Source organism: Mesorhizobium sp. M7A.F.Ca.US.014.04.1.1 (assembly GCF_003998745.1).
GTDB classification, from domain to species: domain Bacteria; phylum Pseudomonadota; class Alphaproteobacteria; order Rhizobiales; family Rhizobiaceae; genus Mesorhizobium; species Mesorhizobium ciceri.
In genome coordinates this window covers 1-1,174 of record NZ_RZRW01001058.1, presented here as the reverse complement: position 1 = coordinate 1,174, position 1,174 = coordinate 1, and the positions used below count along the sequence as shown (strand labels likewise).

Annotated in this window: 1 pseudogene; it reads left to right on the top strand. The window is 59.5% G+C overall.

The features are described from left to right. Positions 1 to 494: 494 nt before the first annotated feature. Positions 495 to 1,174 (top strand): annotated as a pseudogene (locus EOA22_RS34440) (cysteine--tRNA ligase); the annotation flags it as partial.

The window sequence follows — 1,174 nt, the reverse complement described above, 5'->3', positions numbered from 1 at the left end:
GAATGGAGAAGGGCGGCGACGATCGCGGCCGGGCCGATTGCGCGATAGTGGTTGGCCAGCGCCGGCTGCTTGGCGCGGTTGGCTTCCTGCTTGGTTCGGGGCATGTCTCTCTTCCCTGGTAACATTTTCGTGTCTGCGTTTGATGGCCGATTCTGACCAAATCGTGACGCCTGCTGATCTAGCCGGCGAATGTTTCATGACTGTGCCGACATGTTTAATAAAATGTTTCAGTGCATCATTACCTGTGACCCAGCGACGGTTTTGCCGAAACTTGCGACTTGACGGCAACACAAGCCAAGGCGATAAAGCCGCCCATGAAAACGTCTTTCGCCATTTGTGGCATTTGCATTATTGGCTAGCCTCGCGCTGGTCCGGACGTTTTCGCCTCATCTCTCCCCAGATTGGACAAACGCCCCGGCCAGCAGGCTGGAGCCTGATTTGCGTTCGCGCAGGGCTGGCTTCGTCGAATTGAGTTCTGAACCGGGAAGGCACGAATGTCCGACGCATCGCAGGGCCTGCGCCTCTACAACACGCTGACGCGGACGAAAGAGGATTTCGTCCCGATCGATCCGCTGAACGTGCGCATGTATGTCTGCGGCCCGACCGTCTACGACTTTGCTCATATCGGCAATGCCAGGCCGGTGATCGTCTTCGACGTGCTGTTCCGCTTGCTGCGCCATCTCTATGGGCAGACGCACGTCACCTATGTGCGCAACATCACCGACGTAGACGACAAGATCAATGCGCGCGCTTTGCGCGATTTCGGCGGCGAGATCGCTTCCGGCACGCTGTCGTTGAATGAGGCGATCAGGCGGGTCACCGAAAAGACCGCCGACCAGTTCCACAGCGACGTGGCGGTTCTCGGCTGCCTGGAGCCGACGGTCGAGCCGCGCGCCACCGAATTCGTCGAGCCCCGTGCCGACGGCAAGGTTGACATGATCACCTTGATTCAAAGCCTGATCGAACGCGGCCATGCCTATGTTGCTGCGGGCGAAGTCCTGTTCGACACGGCGTCGATGCCCGACTACGGCCAGCTGTCGAAGCGCAATCTCGACGAGCAGCAGGCCGGTGCTCGCGTCGCCGTCGACGCGCATAAGAAAAATCCCGGCGATTTTGTCCTCTGGAAGTTGTCGTCACCGGAGGAGCCGGGCTGGAATTCGCCATGGGGCAGGGG